We start from the raw sequence: 19,689 nt of genomic DNA on the forward strand, positions 1-19,689 counted from the left end.
CCCCCGGAGGTATTTCATGCCACGGCCGAAGTCTGTCCGCATTCTCGCGCCCTTGGTCGGCGCACTACTCCTCTCGAGCGGGGTGGCCGCGACGGCCGCCGCCGCACCACCCGACGGCGATCCCCAGTTCATCCGCCTGGCCAGCAGAACCTTCGATCCACTCACCCAGGAGACCGCCTCCGGCCAGATCGCGATTAGGCGGCTAAACGCAGGTCAGGGCGCCGCGAGCCAGGACTGGCGGGGCGCGTACCTGCTGCAGGTCCGGAGCGCGCTGACCGACGCCCAGCGCACGCGATTGCGCGGACTCGGCGTGCGAATCGGCACCTACATTCCCGATTTCGCGTACGTGGTCCGGCTACCGGCACAAAGCAGGCAATCGGTCGAGAAATTGAATTTCGTCCGCTGGGTCGGCGAATACCGGCCGGACGACAAGATCGAGGCGTCGACATTCTCGGTGAGCGGGACAGGAAGCTATCTGGTGACGCTGGTCGAGCCCGATGCGAGGGACCAGCGCGCGGTGGCCGAAAGGATCCTCCGGCTCGGTGGCGGCATCGAGGCGATCTCACAGAGCGGGCAGCACATCGTCGCCAAGCTCGGCTCCGGCCAGGTCGCCGCCGTGGCGCAAGGTGCCGAGGTGCTCGCCGTCGGCGCGGTGACCGCTCCGGAGACCGACATGGCCAACGCCCGGGAAAGCAGCGGGGCGAACTACATCGAGAGCGTCGGCGGCTACCGCGGGCAGGGGGTGCGCGGTGAGGTGATGGACGGCGGCCTGCGCGTCACCCACCAGGAGTTCAAGGCGCGGCCGACGGTGCTGCACGGCTCGAACTCGACCAGCACCAGCCATGGGACGTCGACGTACGGGCAGATCTTCGCCTCCGGGGTGAGCGCGCCGCAGCGCGGTCTGCTGCCCGAGGCCCAGGGCATCTTCGCGACCTACAACAAGCCCGACCGCTACGCCCACACCAAGGAACTGGTCGACCCGGCGGGCAAGTACCGCGCGGTGTTCCAGAGCAACAGCTGGGGCGGCGGGCTGACCACGGCGTACAACTCGGTCTCGGCCGAACTCGACAAGATCGTCTTCGACCACGACCTGCTGATCTGCCAGTCGCAGAGCAACGCGGGCACGCAGCAGTCGCGGCCGCAGGCGTGGTCGAAGAACGTGCTTTCGGTCGGCGGGCAGTACCACTACAACACCCTGGGCCGCACCGACGACAAGTGGAGCGGCGGCGCCAGCATCGGCCCGGCCGCCGACGGCCGGATCAAGCCGGAACTGTCGAACTACTACGACCGGATCGACACCACGTCGTCCACTAGCGACACTTCGTACACGACGTCGTTCGGCGGGACGAGCGGCGCGACCCCGATCACCTGCGGGAACGCCGGCCTGCTGTTCCAGATGTGGGCCGACGGCGTGTTCGACGGCGCCCCCGGCAAGGCCCGCGACGTCTTCACGAGCCGCCCGCATGCCTCGACCGCGAAGGCGCTGCTGATCAACGGCGCCGACCAGTTCGCGTTCACCGGCACCGCGCACGACATGACCCGGACGCACCAGGGCTGGGGTACCGCGAACGTGCGCTACCTGCACGAGCAGGCCAAGGCGAACGGGTGGAAGCTGCCGGTGCTGGTCAACGAGACGGACCTGCTGAGCACCGGCCAGGCCAAGAAGTACACGGTCGCGGTGAACGGATCGAAGCAGTTCAAGGCGACGCTGGCCTACACCGACCCGGCGGGCTCCCCGAGCGCCTCGGTCACCCGGGTCAACGACCTGACACTGAAGGTCACCGCTCCGAACGGGACCGTCTACTACGGCAACAACGGCCTGCGTGCGGGCAACTTCTCGACCGCGGGCGGCTCGCCGAACACCCTCGACACGGTGGAGAACGTCATCCTCGAAAGGCCGGCCGCGGGCACGTGGACGGTCGAGGTCGTCGCGACGCAGGTCAACGCGGACGGGCACCCGGAAACGTCGGCGACCGATGCCGACTACGCGCTGGTGGTTTCTTGACATGTGAGAGGCACCTCAATCCTTAGTACGTGAAGGCCCCCTTCCCTCGGCTCAGTCGAGGGAAGGGGGCCTTCACGCGCATAAATTGCGCATTGCCCGCGCCCGGATGGGCGAGACGTCTGCGCCGATGGCCGAGACGTCAGGTTTCGGTTGTGAGACAGAAGCGTGAGAGCCCTGGAAGGCATGTAACGAGGCGACCCGAGGTGCCGACGTCTGGGATACGTGACGCGAGCCAAGGAGCTTCTCGATGACCACCTGCCGACTCTGCGGCTCGGCCCATCTCGCCAGTGTCGTCGACCTCGGGGCGACGCCGCCGTGCGAACGTTTTCTGACCGCGGCACAGCTCGCGGAACCGGAGCCGACGTACCCCCTGCACCTGCAGGTCTGCACGGAATGCTGGCTCGCCCAGATCCCGCCGCTGATCACCCCGGAAGAGACTTTCACCGAATACGCGTATTTCTCGTCGTATTCCGCCTCCTGGGTCGAACACGCCAAGACGTTCCTCGACGGCGCCGTCGAACGGCTCGGTCTCGACGAGTCCTCTTTCGTCGTCGAGGTCGCCAGTAATGACGGCTACCTGTTGAAACACGTTGTGGCGCAGCAGATCCGGTGTCTCGGCGTGGAACCTTCGGTGAACGTGGGCCAAGCCGCGCGTGACGCCGGGGTGCCGACGAAGACCGCTTTCCTCAGCCCCGAAACCGGGCGCGACGTCCGTGAGGAACACGGTCCCGCCGACCTCGTCGTGGCGAACAACGTCTATGCGCACATTCCGGACATCATCGGCTTCACGCACGGGCTCCGCGCCCTCGTCGCCGATGACGGCTGGGTCAGCATCGAGGTGCAGCACCTGCTGACGCTGATCCAGGAGAACCAGTACGACACGATCTACCACGAGCACTTCCAGTACTACACGGTGGAATCGGCGCGCCGGGCCCTCTCGCGCGGCGGTTTGTCCGTTGTGGACGTCGAACTCCTCCCCACCCACGGCGGGTCCATCCGCCTGTGGGCTCGCCCGGACGCCGTGGCCGGCGAGCCGAGCCAGCGGATGATGGAGATCCTCGACGCCGAGAAGGCCGCCGGATTGCACGAAATGTCCGGGTACACCGAGTTCTCCGAGCGGGTCACCAAGGTCCGGCTCGACCTGAACAAGTTCCTCACCGACGCGGCGCTCGAAGGCAAGACCGTCGTCGGCTACGGCGCGCCGGGCAAGGGCAACACGCTGCTGAACCACTGCGGCATCCGCCCGGACGTCCTGCGGTACACCGTGGATCGCAACCCGTACAAGCATGGCCGGTTCACCCCCGGCACCCGGATCCCCATCCTCCCGCCGGAGCACATCGAGGCGGACCGGCCCGATTACGTGCTCGTCCTTCCTTGGAACCTCCGGAAGGAACTCACCGCCCAATTGTCCTTTGTGGATGAATGGGGCGGAAAACTGGTCTTCCCCATCCCGCACCTGGAAATCGTCGAGGTGAAGTCGTGAAGGTAGTCCTCTTCTGCGGCGGGTACGGCATGCGGATGCGCAATGGTGACGCGTCCGACGTACCCAAGCCGATGGCCATGGTCGGTCCGAGACCCTTGATCTGGCACGTGATGCGCTATTACGCGCATTTCGGGCATACCGAGTTCATTCTGTGCCTCGGTTACGGCGCGCACCACATCAAGGAATTCTTCCTCCATTACGAGGAGACCACCTCCAACGACTTCGTCCTCAAGGGCGGCAAGGCGGAGCTCCTCTCGACCGATATCTCGGACTGGTCGATCTCGTTCGTGCAGACCGGCCTCGAATCGGCCATCGGCGAGCGGCTGCGCCGGGTGCGCCCGCACCTCGACGGCGACGAGATGTTCCTCGCCAACTACGCGGACGTCCTCACCGACGCGCCGTTGCCGGCGATGATCGAGCGGTTCACCGCCTCCGACGCCGGCGCCTCGATGATGGTCGTGCCGCCGCAATCGTCGTTCCACTGCGTGGAAATGGGCGAAGACGGCCGGATCGACGCGCTGACCCCGGTGAGCGAAATGCCGCTGTGGGAGAACGGTGGCTACTTCGTGCTGCGCCAGGAGGTCTTCGACCACATCCCCGAGGGCGGCGACCTGGTCGCCGACGGCTGCGGCGAACTCGCCAAGCAGGGCAAGCTGCTCGCCTACCCGTACCGCGGGTTCTGGAAACCGACGGACACCGTGAAGGAGCGCGTCCAGCTGGACGACGCCTACGCGCACGGCAACAAGCCGTGGGCGCTGTGGGAGCACGAACCGGCGCCGGCGAGCTCGGCGTGATCGGACTCGGAACGGGCGGGCTCGAGCGGATCGTCGCTCTCGGAGCGCATTGTGACGACATCGCCATCGGGGCGGGCGGCACACTGCTGACGATCTGCGGCGACAACCCGGGTGTCCGGGTCGACGCGCTCGTCCTGTCCGGCGGCGGTACCGACCGGGAGGCCGAGGAGCGCGCCGCGCTCACGGCCTTCTGCCCCGGCGCCGACGTCGAGGTCACCGTGCTCAAACTGCCCGACGGCCGGTTCCCCGCGCACTGGGAAGAGGCCAAGAACGGGCTGGAGGAGCTGCGCCGGCGCACCGATCCGGACCTGGTCCTGTCGCCGCGCACGGCCGACGCGCACCAGGACCACCGCGGCCTGGCCACGCTGGTGCCGACGGTCTTCCGCACGCATCTGCACCTGGAGTACGAGATCGCCAAATGGGACGGCGACCTCGGCAAACCCTCCGCGTACGTCCCGCTTTCCCCGGAACGCGCCGAGGAGAAGGTCCGTCTGCTGCAGGAGCATTACGCCTCGCAGCGGCACCGCCCTTGGTACGACCGGGAAGCCTTCCTCGGCCTGGCCCGCATTCGTGGCATCGAATGCGGGCAACGCTATGCGGAAGCCTTCGACATCAAGAAAATGACGCTCGATCTCTCCTCGAAAGGCTGAAAGCGATGCGTGTGCTGCTGACCGGGCACAAGGGATACCTGGGCACGGTGATGGCCCCGGTGCTGGCCGAAGCCGGCCACGAGGTGATCGGGCTCGACTCCGGCCTCTTCGAGTCGTGCGTGCTGGGTCCGCTCCCCAAGGATCCCGACGGCTACGAGGTCGACCTCCGCGACGTCACCGCCGAGCACGTGTCCGGTGTGGACGCCGTGATCCACCTCGCCGCGCTGTCCAACGACCCGCTCGGTTCGCTGGCGCCAGAGCTGACCTACGACATCAACCACCACGCGTCGGTCCGGCTGGCCAAGCTGGCGAAGGAAGCGGGCGTCAAGCGCTACCTGTACGCCTCGACGTGTTCGGTCTACGGCGCTTCGGGCGGCGACGGCCTGGTCGACGAGGACGCGCCGCTGCGCCCGGTGACGCCGTACGCCGAGTCGAAGGTGCGGGTCGAGGACGACGTCCAGGACCTCGCCGACGACGACTTCTCCCCGGTGTTCATGCGCAACGCCACCGCGTTCGGCTTCTCGCCCCGGCTGCGCTCGGACATCGTGCTCAACAACCTCACCGCCCACGCCTACGTTTCGGGCGAGGTCCTGGTGCTGTCCGACGGCACCCCGTGGCGGCCGCTGGTGCACGCCAAGGACATCGCGCGCGCCTTCACCGCGGCGTTGGACGCGCCGAAGGAGGCCGTCCACGGCAAGGCGTTCAACATCGGCACCGAACGCAACAACGTGACCGTGGCCGAGATCGCGCAGCAGGTCGTCGAGGCCATGCCCAGCGCGACCCTGCGGATCACCGGCGAGTCCGGCGCCGACCCGCGGTCCTACCGCGTCGACTTCGCCCGGTTCCGTGAGGCGATCCCGGGCTTCGAATGCGACTGGTCGGTCAAGGACGGCGCGCTCGACCTGATCTACGCCTACCGGCGGCACGGCCTGACCGAGCAGGACTTCAAGCAGCGCTTCACCCGGCTGAGCGTGCTCAACGCACGGACCGCGGCCGGCGAGATCGACGAAACGCTGCGACGACGGTGACGACACACCGGGACCTGGAGACGGGCGCCGACCTGCGAGAGCTGGTCGCGCGCCTGTATCCGCTTTGCCGCAGCATCACCGGCGACGGCGTCCGCCGCACGCTGGAGATCCTCGGCGAGTACATCCCGCTGGAGGTCCACGAGGTCCCCACCGGGACTCAGGTGCTGGACTGGACCGTTCCGCAGGAATGGAACATCCGCGACGCCTATGTCAAGGACGCCGCCGGCCGCCGCGTGATCGACTTCCAGGAGTCGAACCTGCACGTGGTCGGCTACAGCGTCCCGGTTTCGCGGACGATGCCGCTGGCCGAACTGCGCGAACATCTGCACACGCTGCCCGACCACCCGGCCTGGGTGCCGTACCGGACCAGCTACTACTCGCCGGTGTGGGGTTTCTGCCTGGCGCAGGACACCCTCGACGCGCTGCCGGACGGCGACTACGAGGTGTGCGTCGATTCCACTTTGGACGACGGGCACCTGACCTACGCCGAGCACGTCGTGCCGGGCCAGGTCGCCGAAGAGGTGATCATCTCCTGCCACACCTGCCATCCCTCGCTGGCGAACGACAACGTCGCCGGGATCGCGATCGCCGCCGCGTTCGCGCAGAAGCTGGAAAACCCGTACTACACCTACCGGTTCCTGTTCATGCCCGGCACGATCGGCGCCATCACCTGGCTCGCGCGCAACCACGAGCGCGTCGGCCGGATCAAGGCGGGGCTCGTGCTGGCGTGTGCCGGTGACCCGGGATCGCTGACCTACAAGCGAAGCCGCCGCGGCGACGCCGAGATCGACCGTGTGCTGGAGTACGTCCTCTCCGGGCGCACGCACAAGATCGTCGACTTCTCGCCGTACGGGTACGACGAGCGGCAGTTCTGCTCCCCCGGCTTCAACCTCGGTGTCGGATCGCTGACGAGGACGCCGTACGCGGGCTATCCCGAGTACCACACGTCGGCCGACAACCTCGATTTCCTCTCCACGGAGGCGATGGAGGAAACCCTCCAGACCCTGCGGGACACCCACGCCGTCCTCGACCGCAACCGCAGCTACGTCAACCTCAGCCCCTACGGCGAGCCGCAACTCGGCAAGCGCGGGCTGTACGACTCGCTCGGCGGTCGCAGTGACGCCAAAAACGCCCAGATGGCCATGCTCTGGGTGCTCAACCTCTCGGACGGCGAGCACAGCCTGCTCGACGTCGCCGAGCGGTCCGGGCTGCCGTTCGATTCCGTCGCCGCCGCCGCTCAGGCGCTGCACGACGCCGGATTGCTCAAGGATTGAGGCCCATGCGATCACTTCTGCGTTCCCAGGCCGTCCGGGCGATGGCCGGACGGCTCAGCTGGGGCCTGGGCGACCAGGCCGTCTCCAGCATCACCAACTTCGTCGTCGGCCTGTACGTCGCGCGATCGCTCGGCACGACGGCGTTCGGCATGTTCAGCCTCGCGTGGGTGAGCTACGGCGTGGTGCTCAACCTGTCGCGCGGCCTGACGACCGACCCGTTGATGGTGCGGTTCTCCGGGGTGTCCACCGAGTCCTGGCGCAGGGCGACCGCGCAGGCGACCGGCACGGCGCTCACCGCGGGTGTCGCGGCGAGCGCCGTCAGTGTGACGGCCGGGCTCCTGGTCGGCGCGGACATCGGGATGGCGTTCGTCGCGCTCGGGTTCGTCATCCCGGGTTTGCTGCTGCAGGACGCCTGGCGGTTCACGTTCTTCGCCGCGGGGCACGGGAAGAAGGCGTTCATCAACGACGTCGTCTGGGGTATCGCCCTGCTCCCGGCACTGTTCATCGCGCACCGGTGGTTCGACACGGTCGTCGCCTTCATCCTGGCGTGGGGCCTGTCCGGCGCGGTCGCCGCCGTCTACGGCTGCCTGCAGGCGGGGGTCCGGCCGGATCCGCGCGGCGCGCGCGAATGGCTCAAACGGCACCGCGACCTCGGCACCCGGTACCTGATCGAAAACGTCAGCAACAGCGGCTCGACGCAACTGCGGATGTACGGCCTCGGCGCGATCGCCGGGCTGGCGAGCGTCGGCGCGGTGCGCGGCGCCGAACTGCTGCTCGGGCCGTTCTTCGCCCTCTTGATGGGACTTTCCCTGGTCACGGTGGCCGAAAGCGCACGGGTGCTCCAACGGGCCCCGCACCGCCTTCGGAACTTCTGCGCCATTCTCGGTGCCGGCCAGGCGGCCGCGGCCCTGCTCTGGGGTCTGGCCCTGCTTCTGGTACCCCATGACGCCGGCCGATTCGTGCTCGGTGACGTCTGGGATCCCGCGTCGGAACTGATCCTCCCGGTGACCATCGGTATCGCCGCGGCGGGATTCAACACCGGAGCGGCAGCCGGACTGCGTGCGCTCGGCGCTGCGAAAAGGAGCCTTCGCGCCCAGCTGATCAACTCGGCCGGCTATGTCGGTTTCGGGCTCATTGGCGCCTTCTTGGCCGGGGCGCCCGGATCCGCTTGGGGGGTCGCGTTGGCGATCACCAGCGGTTCAGCGGTGTGGTGGCTCCAGCTCCACGCCGGCATCAAGGACCACCTGACTCTTCAGGACCACCTGACTTCGGAGAAGAAAGAGATGAGGACGTCATGAGCACCGCTCCTCGGCTGAGCATCGGGCTCCCGGTCTACAACGGCGAGGACTACCTCGCCGAATCACTGGACGCGCTCCTCGGCCAAAGCTACGAGAACTTCGAACTGATCATTTCGGACAACGCTTCGGCGGACCGCACCGAAGAGATCAGCCGTGAGTACGCGAAGCTGGATTCCCGCGTGCGCTATGTGCGCCAGCCGGTGAACATCGGCTGCGCGCCCAACCACAACTACTGTCTCGACGTTGCCCGCGGCGAGCTGTTCAAGTGGGCTTCCGACGACGATCTCTACGCGCGTGACCTGCTCGAACGCTGTATCGAGGCGCTCGACGAGCACCCCGAGTTCGTGCTGTCGCACTCGTGGACCGCGATGATCGACGAGAAGGCCGTCGTCACGCAGGCGCTCGAATACCCGCTCAACACGATGTCGCCGAACGCCCCGGAACGCTTCCGCAGCACGCTTTTCGCCCCCGGCGGGGACGACGACGGGGCGGTCATCCGGACCAAGGTGCTTCGCCGGGTCGCGCCGCTGGACAGCTACCACCACGCGGACCGGACGATCATCACGGAACTGGCCCTGCACGGCCCGTTCCACCAGGTGCCGGACTGGCTGTACTTCCGCCGCGACCACCCCGGGCGGTCCGAGCACGAGTACCCGACCGTCCGCAAACGGGCCAGCAACCTGGACCCGAAGCGGGCCGACAAGCTGCGCCACCCGATGGTCCGGCTGCTCGGCGAGTACGTGCTGGGCTACGTCAACGGGATCCGGCGCGCGCCGATCTCCGCCGCGGACAAACGCGAGTGCTTCCGCTACCTGCGGCAATGGATGCTGAACCGGGCGGGGAACCCGGCCATGGGCAAGATGCCGGAGCAGGCCGAGGCGGAACTCGGACCGCGCCAGGTGTCCGTGGTCTCGGTCGTCGCCGGCCAGGAGGGAAGAGTCCCTTGATCCCGTCCGTCAGGATCGGGCTGTTCGGGCTCCTCGGGTCCGGGAACCTCGGCAACGACGGTTCCTTCGAGGCGGTTCTCGGTTACCTGCGTGCGGAACATCCGGACGCCGCGATCAGCGTCATGTGCGGCGGTCCGGAAATCGTCGCGTCACGCCACGAAATCGAGACGATCGCGTTGAACTGGTACCAGGGGGAATACCGGACGGCGTCGAGACCTTGGGCCATCGCCACGAAGGCGATGGGCAAGCTCGTCGACATCGGCCGCACGGCGTCCTGGGTACGTAAACAGGACGTCGTGATCGTGCCGGGCATGGGTGTCCTCGAATCCACGCTTCCGTTGCGCCCGTGGGGTTTCCCGTACTCGCTGTTGCTGCTTTCGGCGTCCGGCAGGCTCGTGGGCACCAAGGTGGCGCTGGTCAGCGTCGGCGCCAACGTGAGCGGGCACCGGGCCACGCGGTCGATCATCGGCCGGGCCGCGCGGCTGGCGTCGTTCCGGTCCTACCGGGACGAGCCGTCGCGTGAGGCGATGCGGGAGATGGGGGTGGACGTCACGAACGACCGCGTCTACCCCGACCTCGCCTTCGCCCTCCAGGCACCGTCGGAACCGGTGGTCCCCCGTTCCGTCGGGGTCGGTGTGATGGCCTACCACGGCGGGAACGACGACCGGGCCCGTGCCCACGAAATCTATGAGTCCTATGTGGACAAGATGACCAAGTTCGTCGCCCATCTGGTCGAGGACGGCCGCCCGGTCCGCCTGTTCATCGGGGACCTGGCCGACCATCAGGTCGTCGACGAGATCATGAAGGAGCTCGACTCGCCGCTGATCTCCGCCGCCGACACGTCCACTTTGGACGACGTGATGCGGGCGATGTCGACGGTCGAAACCGTCGTCGCCACCCGGTATCACAACATCCTGTGCGCGCTGAAGCTGGCGAAACCGACGTTGTCCGTCGGCTATGCCCGCAAGAACGAGGTCCTGATGGCCCAGCTGGGCCTCGGGGAGTTCTGCCAGTCGGCCCGGGACATCGATGTCGACGGGCTGGTCGGCCAGTTCACCGAACTCGAGAGCCGGGCGGAAGAGCTGTCCGAGACGCTGGCGAAACGCGGTGCCGAGCAGACACGGCTCCTGGAGCGGCAGTTCTCCGAACTGTCGGCCACCTTCCTGCCGATGGGAGTCCGATGAAGGCGACCGGAGTACCCGCCATCGCGGGTGCGTACCTGTTCGAACCGACGCCGCACGCCGACGAACGCGGCTTCTTCAGCCGCACCTTCGACGCCGACGTCGTCCGATCGGCCGGGATCGACCCGAACGGCTTCCTCCAGGACAGCGTTTCCCGCTCCCGCAAGGGAGTACTGCGCGGGATGCATCTCCGTTCGGGCCTCGGCGAGGCGAAACTGGTCCGGTGCTCGTGGGGCGCCGTCTTCGACGTCGTCGTCGATCTCCGGCCGGATTCGCCGACCTACCTCGGCAAGGAGACGTTCGAGCTGTCCGGGGAAACCCAGGTCTCGCTCTACATCCCGGCCGGGTGCGCGCACGGATTCCAGGCGCTCACCGAGATCGCCGACGTCTCCTACCGGATCGACCGCGCGCACGATCCCGCCGAAGACGTCGCGATCGCCCATGACGACCCCGAACTGGCGATCTCCTGGCCGCTTCCGGTGTCCCTCATCTCGGAGCGGGACCGCAAGGCCCTCACTCTCTCCGAGGCCCTACTGAAGACGAGGTGAGACCGGTGCACCGGCATCTTCCCCAATCCATGCGAGCCAACGAACGCCTCCACGCGATGATCCCCGGAGGCGCCCACACCTACGCCAAGGGCGACGACCAGTACCCCGAGAACCTGGCACCGGTCATCTCCCACGGGCGCGGCTCGCACGTCTGGGACGTCGACGGGCACGAATACATCGAGTACGGCTCGGGGCTGCGCGCGGTCAGCCTCGGGCACGTCCATCCGCGGGTCTCCGAGGCCGCCCGCCGCGAGATCGACCGGGGCGCCAACTTCGTCCGTCCGTCCATTGTGGAGGAGAGGGCGGCCGAGAAGTTCCTGTCGACCGTACCCACCGCGGAGATGGTCAAGTTCGCCAAGAACGGCTCGGACGCCACCACGGCGGCGGTCAAGCTCGCCAGGGCGGCCACGGGCAGGCCGCTGGTCGCGATCTGTGCTGACCACGCCTTCTTCTCCATCGATGACTGGTTCATCGGCACGACGCCGATGTCGGCCGGGATCCCGGGCGAGATCACGGATCTGACCGTGTCGTTCCCGTACGGCGACCTTCCGGCCACGGAAAAGGTGCTGCAGGACAACGCCGGGCGGATCGCCTGCCTGATCCTGGAAGCGTCGACCCAGCACGAACCGCCGCCCGGCTACCTGGCCGGCCTTCGGGAACTCACCACCCGGTACGGCTGTGTGCTGATCTTCGACGAGATGATCACCGGCTTCCGCTGGTCCGAGGCGGGAGCGCAGGGACTTTACGGCGTCACGCCGGACCTTTCCACGTTCGGCAAGGCGCTCGGCAACGGGTTCGCTGTCTCGGCGCTGGCGGGCAAACGGGAACTGATGGAACTCGGCGGGCTCCGCACCGGCGGGGAGCGGGTCTTCCTGCTCTCCACCACACACGGCGCCGAGACGCATTCACTGGCCGCGGCGATCGCGGTCATGGAGACCTACGCCGAGGAAGGCATTTCCGCGCGCCTGATGGCCCTCGGTGAACGGCTCGCCGCCGGCGTCCGCGAGGTCGCGGCCTCGGCGGGGGTCGAGGAAAACGTCGTCGTGCGCGGCCGGGCGAGCAACCTCGTCTTCGGCACGCTCGACGCGGAGAAGAAACCGTCGCAGGACTACCGAACGTTGTTCCTGCGGCAACTGGTCACGGGCGGGATCATCGGACCGTCCTTTGTGGTCAGCAGCGCACTGTCCGAAGAAGACATCGACCGGACGGTCGAAGTGGTCTCGCAGGCTTGTCTTGTGTACCGCAAAGCGCTCGACGCGGATGATCCGGCGCCGTGGCTGGGTGGCCGTCCGGTGAAGCCGGTATTTCGGAGAAGGGTATGACGTTCGGGTTCTCCCGTCGCTCGACCGGTTCGCGCGTGCTTTCAACGGCACTGTCGATCGCGCTGTCGGTATTACTGCTCCAGGTCACCGTTGCGGGCATAGCATCCCCAGCGGTGGCATCCGAAGAAGCCGCGGCCAGGGCCTGCGGCACCGCTGTCGGCGTCCCCTCCGCACCGGAAGGCGCCGAGGTCGTCCCACCAGGTACCGACTTGACCGACAGGACCCGCTTCAGTCCACCGGGGACGACGTTCTGGCTCGCCCCCGGCACGCACACGCTCAGCTCGGACCAGTTCGGGCAGGTGATGCCGAAGGACGGCAACGTCTACCTCGGTGCCCCCGGGGCGATTCTCGACGGACGCGGGATCAACCGCGCGGCCTTCACCACGGCGGCCAAGGACGTGGTGATCCGCGGGCTGACGATCCGGGGTTTCGTCGCCGAACGGGACCAGGGCGTCGTCAACCACGATTCCGGTGAACGCTGGGTCATCGAAGGCAACGTCATCGAGGACAACGAGGGCGCCGCGATGATGGCCGGGACCGGCCAGCGGGTGGTGGGCAACTGCCTGCGGAACAACGGCCAGTACGGGATCAACGCCTACCGGTTCGGTGGCGGGCTCGCCGATCTGGTCATCGAGGGCAACGAGATCGCCGGGAACAACACCGGCGACTGGGAAACGAAGATCCCCGGCTGCGGCTGCAGCGGCGGGGTCAAGTTCTGGGCCGTGAACGGCGCCGACATCGTCGGCAACTGGGTCCACCACAACCACGGTGTCGGGATCTGGGCCGACACGAACAACAACGACTTCCTCATCGAGGACAACCTGATCGAGGACAACGCGTCCGAAGGCGTGTTCTACGAGATCTCCTACAACCTCGAACTGGTCGGGAACACCTTCAACCGGAACGCCCTGGTCCAGGGCCGCACCCGCGCGGCCAAGGGCGACAATTTCCCGGTCGGGTCGGTGTACATCAGCGAATCCGGCGGAGAACCCAGGCTTCCGGCCCGGACCGACCGGATCGACATCCGGGGCAACATGTTCTCCGACAACTGGTCGGGGATCACCCTGTGGGAGAACGCGGACCGGTTCTGCAACAGTCCGGCCAACACGTCGACGCTGTCCTGCACGGCGCTGGTATCACCGACTCCCGCCTGCTCCGATCCGGGGATCGCCACCGAACCGCTGTACAGCGACTGCCGCTGGAAGACCCAGCGCGTTTCGGTGCGGGACAACACCTTCGAATTCGATTCGTCGATGGAAGGCTGCCTGGGACTCTGCGGGCGGATGGCGGTGCTGTCGAACTACGGGACCTTCCCGGCGTGGTCGCCGTACAAGGGTGCCGTGGTCTCGGACGCGGTCACCTTTCGGCAGGACAACCGGTGGCACGACAACAAGTACTACGGTCCGTGGACGTTCGTCGCCCACGACACTTCGCGGCGGCTGACCCCGGCGCAGTGGCAGGCCGCGCCATATCTGCAGGACGTCTGCAGCGGCTTCGGCGAGTCCGAGACCTGCTGAATTCACCTGTAAGTGTCCATCTGGGACCGTCCCAGGTGGCCTACCGTTTCGGGTATGCCTTCGTGGAGACCCGTGTCCGTGGTTCTGTCGATGCTGCTCGTGGCCGGGCTCGTCTCGGCCCTACCGGCTTCGGCCGCGCCCGCGGCGGCCTGTGAGAGAGGACCGGCGAGCCCGTCTCTCCCGGAGGGCGCGGTGGTCGTCGAACCAGGGACCGACCTATCGCTGAAGACCCGCGAGCTCCCGGCCGGCACGACGTTCTGGCTGGCCGGGGGCAAGCACACGCTGGGCGCGGACGAGTTCGGCCAGATCATCCCGAAGGACGGCAACGCCTACCTCGGCGCGCCTGGCGCGGTCCTCGACGGCGCCGGCGTCAACCGCTACGCGTTCACCCAGCAAGCGCGCGACGTCGTCATCAAAGGCCTGACGATCCGGGGTTTCGCCGCACCGCAGGACCAGGGCGTGGTCAACCACGACTCCGGTGAGCACTGGATCATCGAAGGCAACACCATCGAGGACAACCGCGGCGCCGCGATGATGGCCGGCGCGCGGCAGGAGGTACGCGGGAACTGCCTGCGCGACAACGGGCAGTACGGCATCAACGCCTACCGCGCGGGCGACGGGATCACCGGGCTGGTCGTCGAGGGCAACGAGATCTCCGGGAACAACACCGACGACTGGGAGAAGAAGGTCCCCGGCTGCGGCTGCAGCGGTGGCGCCAAGTTCTGGGCGGTCGACGGCGCCGACGTCCGCGGCAACTGGGTCCACCACAACCACGGCGCGGGCCTGTGGGCGGACACGAACAACAACGACTTCCTCATCGAGGACAACCTGATCGAGGACAACGCGGCGGAGGCGTTGTTCTACGAAATCTCCTACAACCTGGTGGTGCGCGGGAACACCTTCCGGCGGAACACCCTTACGCAAGGACGCGAGTTCGCCGCGCGCGGGGACGACTTCCCGGTCGGGACGATCTACCTGTCCGAAGCCGGCGGGGAACCGCGTGTTCCAGCGCGGACGTCTTTGGTGGAGATCACGGACAACGTCTTCGAGGACAACTGGGCCGGGATCACCCTGTGGGAGAACGCGGACCGGTTCTGCAACAGCCCGGCGAACACTTCCTCCGGCTCTTGTACACGTCTCGTTTCTTCGGTCTCGTCTTGTTCTTCGCCGGGGATCGCGTCGAAGCCGCTATACGACGATTGCCGGTGGAAGACGCAGCGGGTTTCGGTGCACGGGAACGCTTTCCGGATCGGGTCCGGCTGCTCGGGATTCTGCGGGCGGATGGCGATGCTGTCGAACTACGGGACCTATCCGGAGTGGTCGCCGTACAAGGGTGCCGTGGTCTCGGACGCGGTCACGTTCCGGCAGGACAACCGGTGGTACGACAACGCTTATGTGGGCGACTGGCGGTTCGTCGTTCATGACACTTCGCGGGTTGTGGGAGCTTCGGCCTGGCAGGAGGCTCCTTACCTTCAGGACGCTTGCAGTTCCTTCGGGGACGGTGGGTGTTAGGGCGAGCGTGACTGGGACTTTGGTGCAAGCGAGAAGCGGGAATTGTCGGTGCGTGGTCGCACGATGATCAGGTGCGACGAGGAACCTGGCCCACCGACCCACTACTCACCGCTCCGGACCGACCGGAAGTGGTCCGCGCGACCGATCTCGAACAGATCGGCGTGCCGCGCCGGACCATCTCCCGTCGATGCGCGCCGGACGGCCCCTGGCGAACACTGCTGCCCGGCATCATCCTGCTGAGCAACGGCGAACCGACCGACGAGCACCGCGTCCGTGGCGCGTTGCTCCATGCTCGGAACGACGCGGTGCTCACCGGAACCTGGGCGCTCCGTCGCTACGGTCTGGAAAGGGTCCCCGCCAAGGAAGAAGTCCATGTCCTCATTCCGGCGAACCGTGGCGTCGCCGACGTCGGGTTCGCCCATGTGGAGCGGACTCACCGACTACCACGCCCGCGCCTGAGGGAAGGTGTACCTGCCGCGCCCGTGCCCCGAGCGGTCATCGACGCAGCTAGAAGGCTCACGGACGACGACGAGATCCAAGCGATGATGGCCGAGTCGGTCCAACGCCGCTTCTGCACGACCGCGATGCTCGAGGACGAACTCGACCAAGCAGGCCGAGCCGGAACTGCCATCCCGAGGCGAGCCCTGACCCCACTCCTCGCCGGAGCCAACTCCGTCGCCGAAGCCGACGCCTGGCGACTCTGGCGAAGATCCGGCCTCCCGCCAGGCCGATGGAACGTCCCGATCTACGACGCCGACGGAACCTACATCGCCACCCCGGACTTCTGGTACGACCGCGTCGCCTTCGCCTGGGAGATCGACTCCTACCGCCATCACACGAGTCTCGACGACCACCGCGCCACCGTCGCCCGCAACGCCAGGTACGTCCGCGCCGGGATCGTCGTGCTCCAGACCCTGCCGTCGCGCCTGCGCACCGAGCCCGACCTGGTACTCGGCGAGCTTCACGCCGCGTTCCGGACCGCGCAAGCCCGCCCGCGCCCGAACATCCTGCTCAGGAACTGCTCGACGATGTAGGAATTGGGACACTCAACGTCCCAATTCCCACATCGTCACTGCCCTTGGTCCGTGAGCCGGTCCACCGCCCACCCCGCCACCGGAACCACCGCCAGCGCGACCCCGAGGCCCCCGAAAGTGTCCGTCGGTAAATGCGCCCCCAGCGCCACCTCGGCCCACCCCATCGCCAGCCCCGAGAACGCGACCAGCCCCACCAGCACCGAAGCCCCGGCGACCGGCCCCAGGTCGCGCACGTCGATGACCAGCAGACCCACCACCGTCGTCACTGTCACCGCGAAGGCGGTGTGCCCGCTGGGGAAGGACAGGAACTCGCCGTGGATCAGCCTGCCGATGATCGGTTTGAGGCCGGTGGTCAGGGCCACCGTCACGCCGGACGCGGCCATCAGCAGGATCGCGGTCCGCGGCCGCCCGTGGCGCAGGCACACCAGGCCGAACGCGGAGATGACCACCACCGCGCCCACCGGTTCGCCGGCGAAGTCGATGACGGTCGCCACGTACCAAAAAGGCCCCTCGACCCGCTCGAAGGCCGGGAGCAGGATGGCGTCCAGCCCGGTGGTGTCGGAGGTCCCGGCGTAGCGCAGGCCGAGCACGAGTGCGACAAGGAAACCGAAAACGCCCAGGATCGACAGCGGTGCCCGCGACTGCGGCGGGAGTGCGGGTGGGCCGGTGATCACTCGGCCGATACTCCCTCAGCGGCGTCGATCGCGGCACGGTACCCGCCGATAAGTCGTTCGAGGCCGACCTTCGGCGTGAATTCCTGCTCGTACACCAGCCGGGCCGCCCAGCCCATCTCGTAGTTCCGCTCGGCGTCGCCGACGATCTCCCGTACCCGTGCCGCGAGGGAGTCGGGGTTCCCGGGTTCGTGCAGCAGGCCGGTGACACCGTCCTCGACGAGCTCGCGGAACGCGCCGTGCGCGGCGGCGACCGTGGGGACACCGGCGGCCATCGCCTCGACCACGACCAGGCCGAACGCTTCGAGCCATTCCGAGGGGGCGACGACGACGTTCGAGCGGGCGATCAGGTCGCGGCAGCCCTCTTTGGACTGGAGCCCGACATACGACACGTCGTCGCGGCCGTGGGCCCAGCGGGCGACCTCGTCCTGCATCGGGCCGGTGCCGGCGATCACCAGCGGCAGGCCGATCCAGCCGGTGGCGGCGAGCCGGTCCCACGCCGTCATCAGGAGCCCGACGCCCTTCTCCTCGGTGATCCGGCCGAGGAACAGCACGTGCTCCCCCGCCCCCTTGCGAGTGGCACCCGGGTCGGCGACGTAGTTGTACTTCACCGCGAGCCGTTCGGCGGGCATCCCGGCGGCGATCAGGATCTCGCGTTGTGCCCGCGAAATGCAGAAGAACCGCGAGACGCCGGACCACCAGCGCTTGCGGTTCAGCACCATGCTCGCCGCCATCGGCACGGTCGCGAGCGGCGAACCGCGGTAGCACCCGTGCCGCACGGCCGGGATCGGCTTGCGCCCCACGCAATCGGTGCACACGTAACCCTCGCGGTACAGCGTGCCGGGCGGGCAGATCAGCGTGTAGTTGTGCACGGTCGCGACCGTCGGGACCCCGGCCTCGGCGCACGCGGCCAGCACCGACGGCGAAAGCAACGGGAACGTGTTGTGGATGTGGACGACGTCCGGCCGGTCGTCGTTCAGGAGCCGCGCCAGTTCCGCGCGCACCGCCCGGTTCCACGGCACCTGCAGCGGGACGATGGCCTTGCGCGGCAAGGACATCTCGGCGATGTCGTCGCTGCGCCGTTCGAACAGGCTGACGTCGTGCCCGGCTTCGGCGAGCAGCGCGACCTCCTGGTCGACGACGTTGTTCTCCCCGCTCGGCTGCTCGGATCGGTAGCGGTTGTGGACCACGAGGACCTTCACGCGGTCTCCTTCGCCGTGAGGAATTCCGGTTCTTCGGCTGGTGCGCGCACCAAAAGCGACGCGGCCAGGGCCAGATGCAGCAGGTACGGCGACGCGTCGCCGAGTCCCGCCTCGGTGTAGGAGGCGGAAAGGCAGTAGGTGATCAGGAAGATCGCGCACGAACGGGCCAGCGACGGCGGCCGCAGGACCGCGACCACGACCAGCACGAGCAGGAACGCCGCCACGATCGCGATCCCGACGAAACCCTGTTCGTGGTAGACCGCGAGCCAGCTGTTGTCGATCGGGAGCCCGTCGTAGGACTTGTCGGTCAGGCCGACGCCGAACAGGTACTCCAGCGTCGAGCGCGGCGCGCCGAGCAGCGCGTCCCACACCTTCGCGCGGCCGGTGAGGCTGGAGAAGTTCTCCTCGGACTGGCCGCGCAGGAACCACGTCTGCAGCAGCCCGCCCAGCGCCACCACGAAGAACACGCCGCCGAGCACCAGCCCGGTGAACACCTTGCGGGCACGGGCGCTGGACATCCACTGCGACATCAGCGCGACCACGGTCCCGGCCACGAGCCCCAGCATCGCGGTGCGGGTGTGGGTCAGCAGCAGGATCCCCATCGCCGGGACGATGACGATCAGCGCGTTCCGCCGGTCGAGCTTTCCGCCGAGCCACAGCAGGGTCGTGAGCCCGACGACGATCGCCGAGTACTGGCCGACCTGCGGCGGCGTCAGCGGCCACAGCACCCCGGTGAGCCGGCCGCCGTACTCGAACGGCATCGCGTTGCCAGGGCTCAGCGCGAACCCGATCACCACGGTCACCAGCACCACGCCGTACGCGCGGATGTGCTGGCGGACCAGGTCGAGGCCGCCGTTCCACCAGCGCGTCAGCAACCACAGGGTGCTGAGGAAGAGGGCGAACCGGAAGCAGCGGAACAGCGCACCGAACCCGCCTTCGAGGTTCAGGCTCGCGACCGTGCTCAGCACCAGCAACAGGGTGAGCAGGGAAAGGTACGCGCTCGGCCTGATCCGGAGCTTGCTGTTCAGGGCGAGCGCGATGAGGAACGCGGCGCCCAGCGAGCCCATCGTGATCAGCTGGCTGACCGACCTCGGCAACGGCAGGACCGTCTTCGCCCCGGCCGAGCCCAGGGTGTTGATGATCAGCAGCGCCCAGGCGATGCCGACGGCCTTGGGCATACGTGGCCGGGCGACGGCTTCCGGCCGGACGGCGGGATCGAGCAT

General features: G+C 67.8%; 17 protein-coding genes. 14 read left to right on the plus strand and 3 right to left on the minus strand.

The window, feature by feature from the left end:
• Positions 1 to 16 precede the first annotated feature (16 nt).
• The 14 genes from ACLJRL_RS14645 (at position 17) to ACLJRL_RS14710 (ending at position 16,593) form a co-directional block, all read left to right on the plus strand.
• Positions 17 to 2,005, plus strand: a complete 1,989-nt coding sequence (locus tag ACLJRL_RS14645; RefSeq protein WP_410656666.1) for a S8 family serine peptidase — start codon at positions 17 to 19, stop codon at positions 2,003 to 2,005.
• Between the two features lie 247 nt (positions 2,006 to 2,252).
• On the plus strand, positions 2,253 to 3,488 hold the full coding sequence (locus ACLJRL_RS14650) for a class I SAM-dependent methyltransferase (protein WP_410656667.1): 1,236 nt from the start codon (positions 2,253 to 2,255) through the stop codon (positions 3,486 to 3,488).
• Positions 3,485 to 4,282, plus strand: a complete 798-nt coding sequence (locus ACLJRL_RS14655) for a sugar phosphate nucleotidyltransferase (protein ID WP_410656668.1) — start codon at positions 3,485 to 3,487, stop codon at positions 4,280 to 4,282. The genes ACLJRL_RS14650 and ACLJRL_RS14655 overlap by 4 nt, the downstream gene beginning before the upstream one ends.
• Complete coding sequence (locus ACLJRL_RS14660) at positions 4,279 to 4,932, plus strand: PIG-L deacetylase family protein (RefSeq protein WP_410656669.1); 654 nt, start codon at positions 4,279 to 4,281, stop codon at positions 4,930 to 4,932. Before ACLJRL_RS14655 ends, ACLJRL_RS14660 begins: the two co-directional genes overlap by 4 nt.
• 5 nt (positions 4,933 to 4,937) lie before the next feature.
• Positions 4,938 to 5,960, plus strand: coding sequence for an NAD-dependent epimerase/dehydratase family protein (locus ACLJRL_RS14665; RefSeq protein ID WP_410656670.1), 1,023 nt, complete (start codon positions 4,938 to 4,940; stop codon positions 5,958 to 5,960).
• The gene (locus ACLJRL_RS14670; RefSeq protein ID WP_410656671.1) at positions 5,957 to 7,234 is read left to right on the plus strand and encodes a DUF4910 domain-containing protein; all 1,278 of its coding nucleotides are present in this window, start codon (positions 5,957 to 5,959) and stop codon (positions 7,232 to 7,234) included. The genes ACLJRL_RS14665 and ACLJRL_RS14670 overlap by 4 nt, the downstream gene beginning before the upstream one ends.
• A gap of 5 nt (positions 7,235 to 7,239) precedes the next feature.
• Positions 7,240 to 8,532: a hypothetical protein gene (locus ACLJRL_RS14675; protein WP_410656672.1), complete on the plus strand. Its 1,293-nt coding sequence runs from the start codon at positions 7,240 to 7,242 to the stop codon at positions 8,530 to 8,532.
• Positions 8,529 to 9,479: a glycosyltransferase family 2 protein gene (locus tag ACLJRL_RS14680; protein ID WP_410656673.1), complete on the plus strand. Its 951-nt coding sequence runs from the start codon at positions 8,529 to 8,531 to the stop codon at positions 9,477 to 9,479. The genes ACLJRL_RS14675 and ACLJRL_RS14680 overlap by 4 nt, the downstream gene beginning before the upstream one ends.
• On the plus strand, positions 9,476 to 10,663 hold the full coding sequence (locus tag ACLJRL_RS14685; RefSeq protein ID WP_410656674.1) for a polysaccharide pyruvyl transferase family protein: 1,188 nt from the start codon (positions 9,476 to 9,478) through the stop codon (positions 10,661 to 10,663). The genes ACLJRL_RS14680 and ACLJRL_RS14685 overlap by 4 nt, the downstream gene beginning before the upstream one ends.
• Positions 10,660 to 11,208, plus strand: a complete 549-nt coding sequence (locus tag ACLJRL_RS14690; protein WP_410656675.1) for a dTDP-4-dehydrorhamnose 3,5-epimerase family protein — start codon at positions 10,660 to 10,662, stop codon at positions 11,206 to 11,208. Before ACLJRL_RS14685 ends, ACLJRL_RS14690 begins: the two co-directional genes overlap by 4 nt.
• Before the next feature lie 5 nt (positions 11,209 to 11,213).
• Positions 11,214 to 12,530: a glutamate-1-semialdehyde 2,1-aminomutase gene (locus ACLJRL_RS14695; protein ID WP_410656676.1), complete on the plus strand. Its 1,317-nt coding sequence runs from the start codon at positions 11,214 to 11,216 to the stop codon at positions 12,528 to 12,530.
• Entirely contained in the window at positions 12,527 to 14,047 is a 1,521-nt protein-coding gene (locus ACLJRL_RS14700) for a right-handed parallel beta-helix repeat-containing protein (protein WP_410656677.1), read from the plus strand. The genes ACLJRL_RS14695 and ACLJRL_RS14700 overlap by 4 nt, the downstream gene beginning before the upstream one ends.
• Before the next feature lie 90 nt (positions 14,048 to 14,137).
• A complete protein-coding gene (locus tag ACLJRL_RS14705) occupies positions 14,138 to 15,559 on the plus strand; it encodes a right-handed parallel beta-helix repeat-containing protein (protein ID WP_410656928.1) in 1,422 nt (473 codons plus the stop codon).
• A 71-nt stretch (positions 15,560 to 15,630) separates the two neighbouring features.
• Positions 15,631 to 16,593, plus strand: coding sequence for a hypothetical protein (locus tag ACLJRL_RS14710; protein WP_410656678.1), 963 nt, complete (start codon positions 15,631 to 15,633; stop codon positions 16,591 to 16,593).
• 35 nt (positions 16,594 to 16,628) lie between these two features.
• Here the strand turns inward: ACLJRL_RS14710 and ACLJRL_RS14715 are convergent, their stop codons facing one another.
• Genes ACLJRL_RS14715 through ACLJRL_RS14725 form a run of 3 tightly spaced genes read right to left on the minus strand, consistent with a single transcriptional unit; the run spans position 16,629 to position 19,689 of the window.
• Positions 16,629 to 17,267 carry a phosphatase PAP2 family protein gene (locus ACLJRL_RS14715; RefSeq protein ID WP_410656679.1) on the minus strand — a complete coding sequence of 213 codons (639 nt, stop codon included), beginning with the start codon at positions 17,265 to 17,267 and terminating at the stop codon, positions 16,629 to 16,631.
• Positions 17,264 to 18,466 (minus strand): glycosyltransferase family 4 protein, encoded by a 1,203-nt coding sequence (locus tag ACLJRL_RS14720; protein ID WP_410656680.1) that lies wholly within the window; start codon positions 18,464 to 18,466, stop codon positions 17,264 to 17,266. Before ACLJRL_RS14720 ends, ACLJRL_RS14715 begins: the two co-directional genes overlap by 4 nt.
• Positions 18,463 to 19,689, minus strand: a complete 1,227-nt coding sequence (locus ACLJRL_RS14725) for an O-antigen ligase domain-containing protein (protein ID WP_410656681.1) — start codon at positions 19,687 to 19,689, stop codon at positions 18,463 to 18,465. The genes ACLJRL_RS14720 and ACLJRL_RS14725 overlap by 4 nt, the downstream gene beginning before the upstream one ends.

The sequence above is a fragment of the Amycolatopsis sp. lyj-112 genome, assembly GCF_046549055.1.
GTDB lineage: Bacteria > Actinomycetota > Actinomycetes > Mycobacteriales > Pseudonocardiaceae > Amycolatopsis.

Bases quoted from the DNA above. Each gene is read 5' to 3' on its own strand.
- ACLJRL_RS14700 (WP_410656677.1), top strand. From the start codon at position 12,527: ATGACGTTCGGGTTCTCCCGTCGCTCGACCGGTTCGCGCGTGCTTTCA.
- ACLJRL_RS14680 (WP_410656673.1), top strand. From the start codon at position 8,529: ATGAGCACCGCTCCTCGGCTGAGCATCGGGCTCCCGGTCTACAACGGC.
- ACLJRL_RS14675 (WP_410656672.1), top strand. From the start codon at position 7,240: ATGCGATCACTTCTGCGTTCCCAGGCCGTCCGGGCGATGGCCGGACGG.
- ACLJRL_RS14725 (WP_410656681.1), bottom strand. From the start codon at position 19,689: ATGCTCGATCCCGCCGTCCGGCCGGAAGCCGTCGCCCGGCCACGTATG.
- ACLJRL_RS14650 (WP_410656667.1), top strand. From the start codon at position 2,253: ATGACCACCTGCCGACTCTGCGGCTCGGCCCATCTCGCCAGTGTCGTC.
- ACLJRL_RS14665 (WP_410656670.1), top strand. From the start codon at position 4,938: ATGCGTGTGCTGCTGACCGGGCACAAGGGATACCTGGGCACGGTGATG.
- ACLJRL_RS14690 (WP_410656675.1), top strand. From the start codon at position 10,660: ATGAAGGCGACCGGAGTACCCGCCATCGCGGGTGCGTACCTGTTCGAA.
- ACLJRL_RS14705 (WP_410656928.1), top strand. From the start codon at position 14,138: ATGCTGCTCGTGGCCGGGCTCGTCTCGGCCCTACCGGCTTCGGCCGCG.
- ACLJRL_RS14645 (WP_410656666.1), top strand. From the start codon at position 17: ATGCCACGGCCGAAGTCTGTCCGCATTCTCGCGCCCTTGGTCGGCGCA.